The organism is Vibrio pelagius, assembly GCF_024347575.1.
GTDB lineage: Bacteria > Pseudomonadota > Gammaproteobacteria > Enterobacterales > Vibrionaceae > Vibrio > Vibrio pelagius.
In genome coordinates this window covers 1,125,794-1,141,701 of the sequence record NZ_AP025504.1, presented here as the reverse complement: position 1 = coordinate 1,141,701, position 15,908 = coordinate 1,125,794, and the positions used below count along the sequence as shown (strand labels likewise).

The window sequence follows — 15,908 nt, the reverse complement described above, 5'->3', positions numbered from 1 at the left end:
TATCTCTCCTAGTAACCCAGTAAGGACGGAAGCCAAAGTGTAATTTGTGGGAAGAAAGCGATAACAAACACACCCACAACCGAAGCAATAACGAAGGGATGGATCTTCGCGGTGATTTGCTCAACCGTGGAACCACCTATCCCCGAAGCAACAAAGATGTTTTCACCAAGTGGCGGCGTTGCAAAACCTATCGACAAGGTACAGACCACCACAATGCCCACATGAGTAGGATCCGCGCCTAACATGTACATGATTGGTAATAGAACTGGAACAATGATCATGATTGCCGCTAAGGTTTCCATGAACATGCCGATGAATAGCAACAAGGTAATCGTAAGCGCCCACACCATATACATGTTGTCAGTAAAACTGAGCAGCGATTCGGCCACCACTACTGGAACTTTTTGTTCAATCAATAAGCGACCAAACACGGTAGCGGCAAAGAGGATCAACAACACACGTCCGGTGATCCACGTAGTGGTGGATAGAGATTTCATCACGCTTTTAAATGACAATTCACGGTGAATAAATACCCCCACAAACAACGAATAAAAAATTGCTACAACCGCTGACTCTGTTGGTGTGAACATACCGCTGTAAATACCACCAAGAATCAAGAATGGCGCCAATATCGACCATAAACCTCTACGTAAGTAGTGCCTTACATCACCAAATGACCAGGTTTCAGTAAGCCCTTTATAGCCTTCACGCTTGGCTATGAAATAGTTGGTCAGTACCAATGTCGATGCCATGATGAAACCCGGCACAACCCCTGCGACAAACAGTTTTGGAATCGATAAAGATGCAAACTGACCATGTTGTGCAATGGCTTCTGGTGGTGCCATTAAGCCCATCGCAGAGATACCAAAAATAACCAAAGGAATGGATGGCGGAATAATGATCCCTAACCCGCCTGATGCCGCCGTTACTGCCGAGGCGTAGCTCTTATCGTAGTCACGCTTAACCATCGCAGGCACCATTAGCATACCTACCGCGGCAGTTGTTGCTGGGCCTGAACCAGAGATCGCACCGAAAAAAAGACAGGCCATTACCGTTGCCGCGCCAAGACCGCCTGTTACTGGCCCAGCTAAGCTTTCAGCAATATCAACCAAACGTTTGGAGATCCCTGCCGCCTCCATTAGTGCACCCGCAAGCACAAAGGCAGGCAGTGCCATAAGCGGGAAGTTTCCTACCGAGGTAAATGCGATTTGTACCAGTGCGATAGGATTTTTATCGAGCAACATATAAGCCGCCATCGAAGCGCCCGCCAGTGATACTGTGATTGGTGCACCTAGAATTAACAGGGTTAAGAAGCCACCAAATAAAATTAGAGTTAAATAGGATTCCATTATTACATCTCTCTATTACGACTATTCTCTGTGACTACTGCATAGACTTTTGTGCAGTCATTTTTCGCAGTTCTTTCACTTCTGGATCTTCATTGGTTGCACCTTTGAATAAGCGCTCATAGTTGTTCCAGATAATTCGAATCATCATCAGGGAAAACGCGATAGGTAAAATCATGTAGAAGTACTTCATCGGGATACCTGTGGTCTGAGACTTCCAAAATAGGTTCATTTTGTTGAACACGAAGTCATAACTGAGATAGACAAAGTAACCGTTGAAGCAGAGCCATAAGAAATCAGCGATGGTTTCACTGACGGTTTGCACAATGGGCGGAAAGAATTTGAAGTGAAAGCTCACTCGGTTGTGTGCTGACATCTTGGCTGCCACAACAGCGCCTAGATAGGCGAACCAAACGAACATGTAAGTAGCGACTTCATCCCCCCACGGGATTGAGTAGTCGAATAGCTGACGTGTCAGGATTTGTGTAAACAGCAATAAGACAAAGCTTGCAAGCAACAAACAACATGTATATTCCTCAATGTTGTTCAGGTGTTTTTTTATTGTTTTAGCGACTGACATATAACCTCCAATGGTGATTTTCACATGACAACCAGTCGCTCACGGCCCCAAAAGATCAGGTACAGAACAGCTCAACGAGTACAGCCATGTAAATGCCCTATCTCACTGTTCTATCGCTAGGTGATTAAGTCGCGGAGAACAGCAGATAGGGCGAATCTAATCGTTACTTTCTACCTAGTAACTCAAGAACGTCGTCTAGCTTGTCTTTGCCTCCAATGCTTGAGTAGAACTTAGGCCAAACTGACTTAGTCACCTTGCTGATCCACTCTTGCTCATTATCTGCTGGGTCGGTGAATACCATACCCTTCGCTTGTAGCTCTTCACGAATTTGGTTTTCCGTGTTTTCTAGATAAGCAAAGCTGTGCTCTGTCGCTTCCTGACCGGCTTCAAGAATAATCTTTTGCATTTCAGGTGTTTGCTGTTGGAAGACCGTTTCACTCACAATTAAAGGTTCTAGAGAGAAAATGTAGCGAATATTGGTCACGTACTTTTGTACTTCATTAAACTTCATCGCATGCACTGTGATGTAAGGGTTATCTTGACCATCTACCACGCCCTGTTGCAGGCCAGTAAAGGTTTCAGACCATGCCATTGGCGTTGGGTTTACGCCCCATGCTTGGTAAGAAGCGATCATGATTTCGTTACGAGGAACACGAATCACGAGTCCTTTAAGATCTTCTGGGGAAGCGACAGGCTTTTTCGAGTTAGTCAGAACCCTAAAGCCTGAATACGCCCAACCGACAATACGAACACCAGCATCACGAATCGTATTATCAACTAAGTCTTGGCCAACTTGACCTTGAGTCAGTAGCACTGCTTCTTCTGCACTCTGAATTACGTAAGGCATGGTCAGTAGACCAACTGTCGGAGAGAAAGGGGTGACGTTGTTGATCGCCAGTACAGAGAAGTCGAGAAGCCCGATTGCCGCATCGTTGACTGTGTCTTGCTCATTGCCTAACTGACCGTTCGGGAACAGATCGATTTTTACTTTACCGTCTGTCTTTTGCTCCATGAGTTTCGAGAATGAGGTCGCTAATTCCCACTGCGTACCACCAGCAGCATCGCCGATAGCCATTTTAAAATTCGCTGCTGCCGCGGTATGAGATAGCACCGCTGTTGCTACAATGGTGACACCAGCAATAATTTTATTTTTAATAAATTTCATAGTCTTAACCTTTCGTTTCATACAGACTTCCTGCCTGTACTTTGCTCACAAGGTGACCTGGTACAACTTTCCTGGTCGTAGTTCTATTTCCCTATTTTGGAAACAATGTTCGAGTAGTTACAGCCTTTCATCCTTTAACGAATACCACTGATAAAGGAACCGCTGCCCCATTCTTCGAAACGGCGCAAACATCTCTGATTCCACCACTTCCCTCACGTTGGGGAACGGAAGTTTTGATTCAAATATTGGTAGGTCGAGCGTATGACCTTCACCTGCAATCCACTGAGCAAGGCGCTTACCCGCTTGAGCGGAATACATCACGCCATTACCGCCATACCCAAGGGCGTAAAAGATGGATTGTTTTGGATTCGGTTGGTAAATCCTTGGCATCATGTCGTGGCTAACATCCACCCAGCCCCACCATGAATAATCAATTTTGATCTGGTCGAGAGACGGGAACTTTCGAGTAAGATCCGCTCTTAGCATGTCTTCATATTTCTTTTCAGGTGCATTCTTGCCGCTGATAGCACTGCGTGTACCAATCTGTATTCGGTTATCCGGTAACAAACGGTAGTAGTGGCGCAGAATTCGAGTATCAGTAATCACTTGATTGGTTTTGAAGTTACACGCGGCGATTTCGTCTTGAGTTAGCGGACGTGTGACCATTGAGTTAGACAGTACTGGCAACAGGCGATTTTTAAGCTCTGAATGCAAGCCTTGGCTGGTATACCCACCCGTACAAACACCGACAGAACGCGCCTTCACAACACCACCTGGCGTTTTCAGGTAATGCACACCGCCACGAGTCTCCCAGCCCATAACTGGACTCGATGGATGAACTTTAACGCCGAGTGCTCGCGCCTTTCTTAGATAACCAAACGCCAGTTTCCCTGGATGAATGCCAATCCCTTCTGGCTCATGCATAGCGCCTGCTGCTTCTTGGTCTCCAACGTAATCACGCTTTACGGTTTCTGCATCTAAGATCTGCGCATCGTAGTCAAACGTGTCGCGTAACAGTTTGGCTTCTTTCTCGAGTGTTGCCATCACTTTTGGACGGTGAGCAACATATAAGTGGCCGCCAGGTTGTGGGTCACAATCGATGTCTTTGATCAGTGACTTAAAGGTTTCCATGCCATCAACACACTCGCGGTGCATTTTGAGCGCCGTTTCTAGGCCCCAGCGTTCAATCCATTGTGAACGCTTCAAACGCCCAGAGGCACACTGCGCCTGACCACCATTTCGAGTACTGCATCCCCAGCTTGAACGGTTAGCTTCAATCACTGTCGCTTTAATCCCATACATCTCTGCAAGATGTATCGCTGTGCTTAAGCCGGTAAAGCCAGAACCGATGATCGCCACATCAACATCCATGTCCGATGTGATTGGGCCATCATCTTCAGGTGGAGCACCTGCAGTATCCACCCAATACGTTGGGGCGTATTCTTTACCATGACCTGGCGTTTTATCCTTAAGTGGGTCGTACTTTGGATCGTATCTATCTTTTGCTTGAGTACTTTCTTGTGCTTGGGTGTTTTTCACCTTTGGCTGCACATCGGCAGCCGGTTGTTCCATTACTAAACTCATAATTCGACTCTCCTAGTCATAACACGTGAACGGGTTGCGGTTTCGTGTCTAGCTCTTGGGAGTCAAAAGAGGTCGTGTTTTACGGAAGGCATTTTTTACGCTGATTTTTCCGTCTTTCAAGGTAAACACGTCGACCATGCGGGCTTCAATGACGCTGCCATCTGGGTTAGTCGCAGAGAATGTTGATTCAGTCACCGCTCGGTCACCACACACAAAGTGGACAGGATCGCTCCAAGCGGCATCTGGGAAGTTCTGCCAAACCAATTCAAAGCTATTTCGAACCGCTTCGTACCCTTCGATAGTGTTTCCAACTAAGCCTTCACCAGCCACTGTATGGAATACACAATCTTCAGTCATGAACGACATTAATGCTTCGACATCATGGTTATTCCAAGCATCACTGAATGACTGTAAAAAGGCGGTGTCGACTTGGTTTTCCAGCACAAATGCCGCTGCATCGGTTTGCATATTCATATTCCAGAATCCTTTATGTTTACGTTATTGGTTTAAATTTCAGTAGCCTTTCGCCACTTTTTATTAGATCTTTTAAACTAGAAACTTGAAAAAATTAACAACTTGATAACAAGTCACACAACTCTAACTTCGAGTCGTATTATATACAATATCTAAGCTCACAGATTTAGTATTTTTATAAATTTAATTAGTGTTCTAAGTTTAATTAAAAAGACTTAACTCGATTTAGATAATTAAAAAATATGAGAGAAGCCTTAATTTTCAATAAAGATATTAGTCGTTAGTCGAAGTCAAAGTCTTGATGGTACTTTCGGCCATATTGTTCCAAATTTCGATTATGAGTATTAACTTTTAATTCGACATTGCTTCCATCTTTACCCATAACCTTATTTCCATCGACGTGTGATTCATTTTTCAAATCAACCAGTGCCTCTTCGTTATACTCTGTAGGTTCATTTAACACATTCATGGATATTAACTCCTTTATCAGATTTACTTTGGCGGACGGCAGAACATGAACGGATACTAGACCGTTTGAATATCCTTGCTCGTCGTACAAAGGTTGAATGGCATCATTGCAACCTTCCTTAAACGGATGAATGGAATACCATTTGTCCTTACGTTGTTCTTGCTGATCACAATCAACAACATGAAATATCTGAGCTTTCTCAACACCAAATGGTGTGAAGAAATTATTAACTCTTTCAAAATTAATCACTTTAGTAATATTGATGCAGTCTTTACTCTGGCTATGACACAAAGCCCACAGCGCATTCACCAGATTATCGCTCCATTCAAGTAAACGAGTGGGAAACCCCTGCTTCTTTGCTAAGCACATCAGCAACCAATCATTTATGTCGTGAGAGTTCAATGAATGTCCACCATAGATACGAACAGTTGAAAGCAGATCTTGTTCGACTCGGCGTAAGTTCTTACGATTAGAACGGCCCAAGCCCGGCATCAAGTTATAGTTTTCGTAATCACAAACGTTATAAATCAACCCACAAGGTTCATTACACTCTTTAGTATATGAATCGATTATTTGGTAAAGTTCTTTGAGTGACTTTATATAACGTTTATTTTTCATATCTATTTTCTACCACTCACCCGTATAAATAGTTATTGTTAGATAAAAAGTTAATGACTCTTAGAGTACTCATACTAAAGTCGAATAAATCTAGTGACTCATCAATAATTACTATTTTAATGTTAGATTAATAATAATTACTGATAAAACCTTGATGTCGATGAAATGTAAAGTGGAATAATAGTGATTTGGTTAGTGCTCTAATATTCATAGTAATGAACGTGAAGAACATGACTTAATGCAAAAAGAGTTTTCTTTCACGCTCAATTTAATATCAAAAACCATCACTTAATTTGTTTGTCCGACTCCGATCTCGATAGAATTATCCCTAACACTTTCGATAATACGGTGCCGGACAAACTTCCTATTGGTTATACGTAATCTTTGTATTTATCTAGGAAACGAACCGGTTTAGACAATGCGTCTCGACGGAACGGGTCGCCCAGTTCTTGAGTACACATGATCTCAATGATGGTTGTTTTGCCTTCATTCATTTGCATGTCGATGGCTTTTTGTAGAGTTGGACCAACATCTTCTAGCTTATCAACCGTGATACCTTCAGCACCCATTGCTCGAGCGATCTCTGCAAAGCTTTGGTTGTCTAGTTCACCAGCAACAAAGCGTCGGTTGTAGAAGTCGACTTGGTTCTTCTTCTCTGCGCCCCATTGACGATTGTGGAATACCACCGCAGTCACAGGAATGTTATGACGAACACACGTCATGGTCTCCATCAGGCTCATGCCCCACGCGCCGTCGCCTGCGTAAGAGATAGCTGGACGATGAGGTGCTGCTGCTTTCGCACCTATGATGGTCGGGAACGCGTAGCCACAGTTACCGAAACTCATTGCCGCAAAGAAGCTGCGCGGTTTTTCAAAACGTAAGTAGCTGTTTGCAACCGAGTTGATGTTGCCGATATCCGTTGAGACCATTACGTCTTCTGGCATCGCTTTTTCTAGTTCACGAAGTACTTGGCGTGGGTGAAGGTATTCACCACCAGAGAAAGGAGTCTCATGCGAGTTTTCTTCGATCATGTCCAAGCTGAATGAGTCACGCTCGTGCGTCCACTCATCAAGCTCTTTTTCCCAAAGCGCTTTTTCTGTTGCGACTGTATCTTGGCGAGCACCTCTATTGTCATCACACAGGAGTGCACGGCCTTCCAATCTCTCGGTTAATGCCACTGCAGCAGCTTTCGCATCCCCACAAATACCCACAGAGATCTTCTTAACTAAGCCAAGCATCTTGTTGTCGGCATCAATCTGAATGATTTTTGCGTCCTTCGGCCAGTAATCCATACCATGTTGAGGTAATGTTCCGAATGGACCAAGACGAGTACCGAGAGCTATAACCACATCCGCCTGAGCAATCAACTTCATTGCAGCCTTAGAACCTTGGTAACCTAATGGACCACACCATAATGGGTGACTTGCAGGGAACGAGTCATTGTGTAGGTAGCTGTTTACTACTGGCGCACCTAGTCGTTCAGCCAGTGCTGCACATTCTTGAACTGCGTCAGCCATCACCACACCACCACCAGAAATGATGACTGGGAATTTCGCTTCTGCAATCAGGTCTGCTGCTTCGTTCAGAGATTTTTCACCACCAGGGCCACGGTCTAAACGTGCTGGTTGAGGGATCTCGGTTTGAATCTCACCGTAGAAGTAGTCACGTGGAATGTTAAGTTGAGTAGGCCCCATCTCGCTCATAGCACGGTCAAAGCATCGGCCCGTGTACTCAGCCATACGGTCAGGGTGCGTTACATGTCCTTGATACTTTGTAAACTCTTGGAACATTGGAAGTTGGTTACACTCTTGGAAACCACCTAAGCCCATTGTTTTAGTGCCGGTCTCTGGCGTCACAATAACAACAGGGCTGTGTGCCCAATACGCTGCTGCAATCGCTGTTACACAGTTACTGATACCCGGGCCATTCTGACCGATAACTACCCCGTGGCGACCAGAAACTCGAGAGTAACCATCTGCCATGTGAGCAGCACCTTGCTCGTGTACTACTGGAACCAATCGAATGCCAGCAGGAGCAAAGATATCCATTGCATCCATAAATGCCGAACCCATGATGCCGAACATATCGGTGACATCATTGGCGACCATAGTTTCAACGAACGCTTCTGATGGTGTCATTGTTACTGTACCGGAAACAACCGTACGTTTTTCTTGCTCACTCATTCTTCCATTCTCCTTGAGTTAACCTAAAATTCATTTTTCGGAATGAACTGTCTCTTTTTCTGATTCAAATTCACCTTAGTAGTAGATTTTTTGCACGTCAACTTTTTAAACATAAATGGAACAATTCATTCTGATTAATAAAACTAGATCACATTATTGGTAGTTTTTCGTACAAAAAGTGTCGTTAACTCGAAGAGAGAGGTTAATAATCGATAGCAGTTCAAAAATCACAGCAGTCATGGAAGCGATAATGGGGAAAAAGAATGAATAATGAGGAATTGCGACCAACGAAACAAGTCAGTGTAAGAGAGCATTTCGGCATCGATAGCGACTTAATGGTGTTGGCCTTTAAGAAGGCGGGAGAATACGTACCGAAGATCGATCCCAACTACAGTTTTGATCCTGAAGTCACGCTCGCTATATTAGCGGGCTTCACATCTAACCGTCGCACGTTAATACAAGGCACACACGGAACCGGCAAATCTTCTCATATAGAGCAAGTGGCAGCGCGATTAAATTGGCCATGCTTGAGGATCAACCTAGATGGGCACTTAAGCCGATTGGATTTCATTGGCAAAGATAGCATCGTCATTAAAGATGGAATGCAGGTAACAGAGTTTAAGGAAGGCATTCTTCCACAAAGCATTCAGCAACCCATCGCATTAGTATTGGACGAATACGATGCGGGACGACCTGATGTGATGTTTGTGATTCAGCAACTGTTAGAGCAAGATGGCAAATACACTTCTCTCGAGCAAAACCGAGTGATCCCCCCCCACCCTTCTTTCCGCCTGTTTGCGACCTGCAATACCCTAGGATTGGGTAACTTTTCAGGTTTGTACTCCGGAACTCAAGTGCTTAACCATAGCCAACTTGACCGATGGAACATCATCGCGACACTTAACTATTTAGACCCACAACATGAAACTAAGATCGTTCTATCAAAGCGTCCTGAGCTAAACAATGAAAGCGGTCAGCAGTTAGTAGAAAAAATGATCGCCACCGCCGGTTTAACGCGAAATGGATTTAAAGCAGGCGATTTATCGACGGTTATGTCGCCAAGGACAGTAATCACATGGGCTGAGAATATTAAAATATTCAACAATGTAGCCACTGCATTTAGGCTGTCGTTCCTCAACCGTTGTGAAGACGAAGAGAAGGAGCTGGTTCGCGAATATTTCTTCCGCTGCTTTGGTGAGGCCTTAGAGGATCATACTCAGAGCTATGCTCAGTCGGAGTCCTAATCGATGGCTAATATTTCCTCCCAACAGAAAAAGATCCTCGATATTGGCGTGTCAGTTGCCAGAGCGATCAGCGGTGAGTTGAGCCTGAATTACCGAGGAGAGCGCCTCTACAACGGTAGTCGTCCTTGTTATCACTTATCGGCACACACCAACGATCTTACCTTTGTGTCACGCCATGAGCTCATCAACAGTAAATTATCGATGAATGGTAAAATTGACTCCTCCGCATTGAGGCTGCTGTTTTCGGATGCTGAACTTCACTATTCACTGCGCCCAAAAAACGAAGTCGAGCGTTTATTGTTCGATTTTTGCGAACAGGTGCGAATCGAATCGCAAGTTCCCGCTTATCTAAAAGGCGTCACTAAGAGCATTCGGTTCAACTTTGCATATTGGAGCGATCAATATCATCAAAATGGTTTTACTGAATCCCGCGTTGGTATTTTATTGTTCACATTAATGCAGGTCATCCACACTCGCTTAACGGGTATCCCAGTCTCAGAACCCATAGCTGAAACTATTGAATCAACTCGGGCAGGTATCGTACCTATTTTCGGGAACTGTCTAAAACAAATAAAGGAACATCGAACCGATCAACAGCAGTTTGCGCACTGTGCCAACGAGCTCGCGTCTCTGGCGCAAGAGCTCATCAACCAAGAACTAGAGGGTGAAAGCTCAAGCACCCCAACGGTTGAAGAAGACATTAAAATCCTCGCGCAACTTGCTTTAATCGTTGACGGTGACATAGAAGAGGAAGAGGTTGATGCGGACATCACTGGCAGTAGTAAGGTATTCGAGCTCTCCGGTGCCAATTACCAGATCTTTAACTCAGAGTTCGATCAAGTGATCGCCGCAGATAAGCTTGTTAGGCGTGCCCTGTTATTCGAACTGAGGCAAAAACTCAGTGATGACTTGATGGCGAGACAAGTGAATACCCGACGCTTAGCCGCCATGCTCTCTGGTTTTGTCGCCACACCACAACGAAGTCGACGCCAAGAACACCTAGAAGAAGGCATCGTCAACGCCACCGCTATCACTAAGCTCATCACTGCACCTTTAGACCGTACAGTTTTTTATCAGCCTGAAATTGGTGCGTCCCACCAGTGTGCCATCACGTTTTTGATGGACTGTTCGGGATCAATGCAAAAACACAGTCATAAACTCAGCCTACTAATGGATACGATTCTCAAATCCGTTGGACTCGCCAATATACCCTTTGAGATTATCGGCTTCACCACCAATAATTGGAACGGTGGCAAGGTCTATCGTCAATGGCTTCAACAAGGCCAACCGAAACATCCTGGGCGTTTAAATGAGGTTAGACATATCGTCTTTAAAGATTTTGATACTCAATGGAGACGCGCTCGACTTGGTATTGCAAGCCTTCGTAAAGCGGATATCTTCAAAGAAGGGATTGATGGAGAAGCGGTTCAGTTTGCTAGCCAGCGATTGCAGCAGCACAGCGCACAACGAAAGATCTTGTTTGTGTTTTCGGACGGTTGCCCGATGGACACCGCCACCAGCACAGCCAATGATCAATTCTACCTAGATAACCACCTCAAACAGGTGATTGAACGGGAGACGACCAAAAATACTATTGAGATCCATGGCGTAGGTATGGGTGTCGATTTGAGCCCCTATTATCGCAGCAACATCACGTTGGATGCGCAAGAGAGCTGCTTGTTTGGACTATGTAGAGGGATATTTGAGATGCTAAAGCGTGTTTAACCTGTGAAACTTTGGCTAGCAACTCGCTAGCCTCACTGATAGAGCGGATTTTACAACGAGCCCAACAATGACCATGCCGACACAGCCATCAAATATCCACCAATCAACATCAGTACACCAAACACCAACTTCCTCAGTTGATCATTAGACAAGGGTGGCGGAAAGCGCCGTGCAAACATGGTGACAAGCGCCACCAAAGGAATAGCAATCGCAGATAGCCACAATATGCTCGCTTCCATATCGCCTGCAGCGTAGACATTCACAGTACGAGACATCGACGTGCAAGCGAACACCATCAGCAGTGTGCTTCGTACTAGATCGAGCGTAAAAGGTTGCCTGTAGAGATGGTAAACAATCGGTGGACCCGCCATACCAAACAGCCCACCCGCTAGACCAGAACTAAAACCTGACACAAAAAATGATAGAGTTGCTGAGCGTTCTGTTCTGGTTTTAGGTTTGAACATAAAACTCAGACCAGCAAATAACACCATAGCGCCCAGCAAAGCTCGTAGGATATGCGTTGCAGATTCGCTCAATTCGTCCAACAAGAACACGCCCAGCGAAACACCGGGGATAATACCGAGCACTAACACCACAAGAATTTTTAGCTCACTAAGCAAAGGCTTGCCCATTAAAGCAACCAAGCAATTGAACAAGGTGACAATGCTCACCACGGCGGCAATAACGTTAATGGAAACCAGATTAAGGCTGATCGTCAAACCAATCACAATGATGCCTAACCCAAAGCCCGTGACAGTTTGAAAATAGGTGCCTAGCGCAATGGTGGCCAAAATAGCGAGTAAAACCGGTAACTCCATTAGCAATCCTAATTCGATACTTGTTATTTAGTGTGAGGGCGAAATCTAGGTATTCAGCTATGGCTAATTAAGACTTAATACCTAAACTCAAATTCTGATTCTTCTTTTTCCACATTAGCTTCGGTATCAAGAGTTGAGTTTGCTGCTTTACCTTGCTGCGCTTGAACTGCTGTCACCGCAATCACGTTAAAAATGTCTTCCGCGCTACAGCCTCTCGACAGATCATTAGCCGGTTGATTCAACCCTTGGAGTAAAGGACCAATGGCCACCGCACCACCTAACCTTTCTGCCAACTTGTAACCTATATTGCCCGCTTCAAGGTTCGGGAAGATCAATACGTTCGATTGGCCTTTCACTTCGGAGTCAGGCAACTTTTTGGCCGCGATTTCGGTAACAATTGCGGCATCAAGCTGAACATCTTGATCAACCGCAATACCTGGGCAACGCTGTTTCACTATCTGCGCAGCACTACGCACCTTATCGACTGACTCATGTTTCGCGCTACCGTTGGTAGAGAATGAAAGCATCGCCAGCTTGGGCTCTTCCATTAGCAACGCCTGAGCACTTTGAGAAGCGGCAACCGCGATGGATGCCAGCTCAGTTTCATTGGGGTTAATCACCAAGCCACAGTCACTGAAAATCAGACCACCTTTTAGGTTATGGAAAGGCTCACACAGCATCATGAGGAAGAAACTCGATACCAACTCACTATCGGGAGCTGGGCCGATAATCTGCAGCGCAGCTCGCACTACATCAGAAGTGGTATACACCGCACCATTAACAGTGCCATCAACCACCCCTTCCCTTACCATTAGGTTGGCAAAGATAAGTGGGTCTTTAACCTTCTCCAAAGCATCTTCATACGTCATGCCTTTGGCTTTTCTTAACTCATATAGGCGCTCAGCTAACACGGCTTTCAGAGCCGACGTTTGAGGTGAAACAATGTGGATACCAGCAAGATTAATATGATGCAACTGCGCAGCCTCAATAATCGCCTTCTCATCTCCCACTAGCGTGATATAGGCGAGCTGTTTGTCTATCGCCAATCGTGCTGCGGCGAGTACTCGAGGATCTTCCGCTTCGCTCAACACCACGCGCTTACGATCTAAGTGAGCCTTATCAATAATCCGTTCAATTGCCTTCATGATTAAATTCCATTTATTGAGATTAATTGTTCCATAATTTAACTTTATATTATTGAAATAATAAAAAAGGTCAAATATTATTCAGATAATTGAAGGAAATTGATTTGCTATGTACACTCTTACACATAGACATATCGCAAGGATGAATCATTATATGCAAACAGAAACACCACAAGTTCAAGGAGATACGCCAACTCTTCGACTTTTTGCTCTATTAGAGGTAATCGCACAGAAAGACGAATTCATTTCTCTTCAAGGATTAGTCGAAGAAACTGGGCTACCTAAACCGACGTTGCACCGTATGCTGCAACAATTGGAATCAGCAGGCATCATTCAAAGAGATGGTGACGATAAGCACTACAGCTCAGGTATTCGACTCAGAAAGCTGGCCGAAAACCTACTCTTCAATAGCACTATGCACAGTGCACGACGCACGATTCTTGAAAACCTGCGTGCAGAAGTTGGCGAGAGCTGCAACCTGACAGCGCTATCGAGTGGCGAGATCATCTATCTTGACCGTGCAGAAACAGAAGCCCCACTTCGTTTCCACCTCCAGCCAGGCTCCCGTGTTCCCGTCCATTGCTCGGCTACCGGCAAACTGTTTTTGGCGCACATGACTAAATCACAGCGCAGACGCCTGATCGAGAATGTGCCTCTGACGCAGTACACAATGAAAACCATTACCGACTATTCCGTTCTGGAACAAGATATCGAAGAAGCGAAGATCCAAGGCTATGCGATTGACGATGAAGAGTTTCTTCCCGGTTTGGTGTGTATTGCAGTTCTCATCCCATCACCAACCGGTCAATCCAACCTTGGTTTAGCAATTCAAGCACCTGTGATTCGAGTGAAGCCAGATGAAGCGATTAAGTTTTTGCCTGCACTGCAAAAAGCGGCGAAAGCATTAGCGAAAATCGAAGCGGACAACTGGGGCCAACAATAAATATTTTGAGGATATCTGGCTCCTCGACAACGGTAAGTTCACTCATAGGTCAACACGTGTTAAGTAATCATCAATAAGGAACCAAAATGCTCAAAATCAACAACAAGCAATTACTCTCTTTTATGGTGACAGAAGCAGATAGCGCGGTTGCGGTCACCAATCCAGCAACCGGTGAGCTCATTGGCTATGCGCCAATCTCTACTGAATTGGAGTTAGATAACGCCATCCAGCGTGCAAATGTCGCGCAGAAAGAGTGGGCAAAAGTTCCAGCTAAAACTCGCGCCGCGCTGCTAAATAATTGGTATAAGCTGATCCTTGAAAACAAAGATGATCTTGCTCGCTTGATGACCTTGGAACAAGGCAAACCGTTGGCAGAAGCGACTGGCGAAGTGGTTTACGGCGCAAGCTTTATCGAGTGGTTCGCCGAAGAAGCCAAACGCACCTACGGCGATTCGATCCCTAGTACTGCGGCAGATAAGCGTTTAGTCACTATCAAACAACCAATTGGAGTAGCCTGTGCCATCACACCATGGAATTTTCCCGTCGCGATGATCACCCGTAAAGCAGCGCCTGCATTAGCCGCTGGCTGTAGCTTCATTGTGAAACCTTCTGACGAGACACCACTTTCAGCATTTGCGGTCGTTAAACTGGCTTACCAGGCTGGAATCCCTGAAGACCTTATTCAAGTGGTTTTAGGTAATAGTCCGGAACAAATCGGCGAACTGTTTACCTCTCATCCATTAATCAAAAAGATCTCATTTACCGGCTCTACCCGTGTTGGCAGCATCTTGATGGCGCAAGCCGCCAAAGGCATCAAACGTACTTCAATGGAGCTTGGTGGCAACGCACCCTTTATTGTGTTTGACGACGCAGACATCGACGCTGCCGTGCAAGGAGCAATGGCATCTAAATTCCGCAATGCAGGGCAGACTTGTGTTTGTGCTAACCGATTCTATATCCACAGCAAGGTACATGACGAATTTGTGGCTAAGTTCGACCAAGCAGTACAACAGCTTAAAGTCGGCAATGGCTTAGATGAAGGCGTCAATATTGGCCCAGTCATCAGTGAAAAAGCGAAGCAAAATATCCAAGGCTTAATTGACCGAGCGATTGAACAAGGAGCACAGCCTGTTACACCGACTCAATTACTCGATGGCCAGTTTATTCAACCCGTCATTCTTAAAGACGTGAGACACGACATGGACATCGTTCAACAAGAGATTTTTGGTCCTGTCGCTCCAGTTATGAAGTTCGACAGCGATGAAGAACTCATCGAGATGGCGAACGATACGATTTATGGTTTAGCGTCTTACTTCTACAGCCAGAATATTCACCGTGTATGGAAGGTAGCAGAAGCGCTTGAATACGGTATGGTTGGCATCAATGACGGCTTGATCTCTACTGAAGTAGCACCGTTTGGTGGGGTGAAACAGTCGGGCATTGGTCGTGAAGGGGCAAAAGAAGGCATCGATGAGTACATGGATGTTAAGTACCTATGTTTTGGTGGTAACTAAGCGTCGATACTTAACAGGCATAAGTGGAGCTTGGCCAGATACTTTATTTCTAAAACTTCCAAAAACAAAAAAAGCCGCACTAATGAGTGCGGCACCTTGG

13 protein-coding genes are annotated in these 15,908 nt (G+C 45.2%); 4 read left to right on the top strand and 9 right to left on the bottom strand.

The window, feature by feature from the left end:
- Positions 1–8 precede the first annotated feature (8 nt).
- The 7 genes from vsple_RS19170 to xsc form a co-directional block, all read right to left on the bottom strand.
- Entirely contained in the window at positions 9–1,349 is a 1,341-nt protein-coding gene (locus tag vsple_RS19170; protein WP_261883453.1) for a TRAP transporter large permease, read from the bottom strand.
- Positions 1,350–1,383: 34 nt separating this feature from the next.
- Positions 1,384–1,926: a TRAP transporter small permease gene (locus vsple_RS19165; protein ID WP_008215727.1), complete on the bottom strand. Its 543-nt coding sequence runs from the start codon at positions 1,924–1,926 to the stop codon at positions 1,384–1,386.
- 163 nt (positions 1,927–2,089) lie between these two features.
- The gene (locus vsple_RS19160; protein ID WP_261883452.1) at positions 2,090–3,091 is read right to left on the bottom strand and encodes a TRAP transporter substrate-binding protein; all 1,002 of its coding nucleotides are present in this window, start codon (positions 3,089–3,091) and stop codon (positions 2,090–2,092) included.
- A gap of 117 nt (positions 3,092–3,208) precedes the next feature.
- Entirely contained in the window at positions 3,209–4,675 is a 1,467-nt protein-coding gene (locus vsple_RS19155) for an NAD(P)/FAD-dependent oxidoreductase (RefSeq protein WP_261883451.1), read from the bottom strand.
- A 48-nt stretch (positions 4,676–4,723) separates the two neighbouring features.
- Positions 4,724–5,149 carry a nuclear transport factor 2 family protein gene (locus vsple_RS19150; RefSeq protein WP_261883450.1) on the bottom strand — a complete coding sequence of 142 codons (426 nt, stop codon included), beginning with the start codon at positions 5,147–5,149 and terminating at the stop codon, positions 4,724–4,726.
- 280 nt (positions 5,150–5,429) lie between these two features.
- On the bottom strand, positions 5,430–6,236 hold the full coding sequence (locus tag vsple_RS19145; RefSeq protein WP_261883449.1) for an FRG domain-containing protein: 807 nt from the start codon (positions 6,234–6,236) through the stop codon (positions 5,430–5,432).
- Positions 6,237–6,607: 371 nt separating this feature from the next.
- Positions 6,608–8,419 carry a sulfoacetaldehyde acetyltransferase gene (gene xsc, locus vsple_RS19140; protein ID WP_261883448.1) on the bottom strand — a complete coding sequence of 604 codons (1,812 nt, stop codon included), beginning with the start codon at positions 8,417–8,419 and terminating at the stop codon, positions 6,608–6,610.
- A gap of 263 nt (positions 8,420–8,682) precedes the next feature.
- Between xsc and vsple_RS19135 the strand changes: the two genes are divergently transcribed.
- On the top strand, positions 8,683–9,663 hold the full coding sequence (locus vsple_RS19135; protein WP_261883447.1) for an AAA family ATPase: 981 nt from the start codon (positions 8,683–8,685) through the stop codon (positions 9,661–9,663).
- 3 nt (positions 9,664–9,666) lie between these two features.
- Positions 9,667–11,388, top strand: coding sequence for a cobaltochelatase CobT-related protein (locus vsple_RS19130; RefSeq protein ID WP_261883446.1), 1,722 nt, complete (start codon positions 9,667–9,669; stop codon positions 11,386–11,388).
- Between the two features lie 50 nt (positions 11,389–11,438).
- Here vsple_RS19130 and vsple_RS19125 read toward each other — a convergent pair whose 3' ends face one another.
- Together vsple_RS19125 and pta are read right to left on the bottom strand one after the other, a co-directional pair.
- Positions 11,439–12,206: a sulfite exporter TauE/SafE family protein gene (locus vsple_RS19125; RefSeq protein WP_261883445.1), complete on the bottom strand. Its 768-nt coding sequence runs from the start codon at positions 12,204–12,206 to the stop codon at positions 11,439–11,441.
- 74 nt (positions 12,207–12,280) lie between these two features.
- Positions 12,281–13,351 carry a phosphate acetyltransferase gene (pta, locus tag vsple_RS19120; protein ID WP_261883444.1) on the bottom strand — a complete coding sequence of 357 codons (1,071 nt, stop codon included), beginning with the start codon at positions 13,349–13,351 and terminating at the stop codon, positions 12,281–12,283.
- 154 nt (positions 13,352–13,505) lie between these two features.
- Between pta and vsple_RS19115 the strand changes: the two genes are divergently transcribed.
- Together vsple_RS19115 and vsple_RS19110 are read left to right on the top strand one after the other, a co-directional pair.
- Positions 13,506–14,294: an IclR family transcriptional regulator gene (locus vsple_RS19115; RefSeq protein ID WP_261883443.1), complete on the top strand. Its 789-nt coding sequence runs from the start codon at positions 13,506–13,508 to the stop codon at positions 14,292–14,294.
- Between the two features lie 86 nt (positions 14,295–14,380).
- Positions 14,381–15,808 (top strand): NAD-dependent succinate-semialdehyde dehydrogenase, encoded by a 1,428-nt coding sequence (locus vsple_RS19110; protein ID WP_261883442.1) that lies wholly within the window; start codon positions 14,381–14,383, stop codon positions 15,806–15,808.
- Positions 15,809–15,908: the final 100 nt, after the last annotated feature.

Bases quoted from the DNA above. Each gene is read 5' to 3' on its own strand.
- vsple_RS19170 (WP_261883453.1), bottom strand. From the start codon at position 1,349: ATGGAATCCTATTTAACTCTAATTTTATTTGGTGGCTTCTTAACCCTG.
- vsple_RS19165 (WP_008215727.1), bottom strand. From the start codon at position 1,926: ATGTCAGTCGCTAAAACAATAAAAAAACACCTGAACAACATTGAGGAA.
- vsple_RS19160 (WP_261883452.1), bottom strand. From the start codon at position 3,091: ATGAAATTTATTAAAAATAAAATTATTGCTGGTGTCACCATTGTAGCA.
- vsple_RS19155 (WP_261883451.1), bottom strand. From the start codon at position 4,675: ATGAGTTTAGTAATGGAACAACCGGCTGCCGATGTGCAGCCAAAGGTG.
- vsple_RS19150 (WP_261883450.1), bottom strand. From the start codon at position 5,149: ATGAATATGCAAACCGATGCAGCGGCATTTGTGCTGGAAAACCAAGTC.
- vsple_RS19145 (WP_261883449.1), bottom strand. From the start codon at position 6,236: ATGAAAAATAAACGTTATATAAAGTCACTCAAAGAACTTTACCAAATA.
- xsc (WP_261883448.1), bottom strand. From the start codon at position 8,419: ATGAGTGAGCAAGAAAAACGTACGGTTGTTTCCGGTACAGTAACAATG.
- vsple_RS19135 (WP_261883447.1), top strand. From the start codon at position 8,683: ATGAATAATGAGGAATTGCGACCAACGAAACAAGTCAGTGTAAGAGAG.
- vsple_RS19130 (WP_261883446.1), top strand. From the start codon at position 9,667: ATGGCTAATATTTCCTCCCAACAGAAAAAGATCCTCGATATTGGCGTG.
- vsple_RS19125 (WP_261883445.1), bottom strand. From the start codon at position 12,206: ATGGAGTTACCGGTTTTACTCGCTATTTTGGCCACCATTGCGCTAGGC.
- pta (WP_261883444.1), bottom strand. From the start codon at position 13,351: ATGAAGGCAATTGAACGGATTATTGATAAGGCTCACTTAGATCGTAAG.
- vsple_RS19115 (WP_261883443.1), top strand. From the start codon at position 13,506: ATGCAAACAGAAACACCACAAGTTCAAGGAGATACGCCAACTCTTCGA.
- vsple_RS19110 (WP_261883442.1), top strand. From the start codon at position 14,381: ATGCTCAAAATCAACAACAAGCAATTACTCTCTTTTATGGTGACAGAA.